The organism is Wolbachia endosymbiont of Tuta absoluta, from assembly GCF_059414725.1.
This window is the reverse complement of the sequence record NZ_JBNRJY010000059.1, coordinates 1-360: the sequence shown is the minus strand read 5'-3', so window position 1 is coordinate 360 and position 360 is coordinate 1. Positions and strand designations below refer to the sequence as shown.

Below are 360 nucleotides of genomic sequence, written 5' to 3'. Positions count from 1 at the left end.
GGGCAGAAATGGGGTGATGCTATTCTAAGCCGGCATCACACGTCATTCAGGTCGTTATTTGAATACTCTACCAAAAAGTAAATTGATAAACTTTAGATTTAATCAGCGCTTGAAAATACAAGGTGTAAGGGACAGCCCTCCGAATACTGATAGGGTGCATTCAAACCATGAAACTGAACAACTTCTCATAAGAAAATATTTCAAGAAACGTCAAAAAAATTTGGACTTTCCATAGTAAATTCAGTCGGTTGATCGATCTAGTTAAGGAAGGTGTTGCTATTGATATTATTGTGCGAGCAAGTGGCCTAACTGCTGATGAGTGTGAAAATTGAATTGTGTTAAACAATATATTAAGATGTA

Annotated in this window: 1 protein-coding gene; it reads right to left on the bottom strand. The window is 36.4% G+C overall.

What is annotated here, in order from left to right; translation table 11 throughout:
• Positions 1–160: 160 nt before the first annotated feature.
• Positions 161–360: hypothetical protein (locus tag ACJ5GX_RS00525; RefSeq protein WP_495292578.1), on the bottom strand; the 200-nt coding region annotated here is incomplete at its 5' end.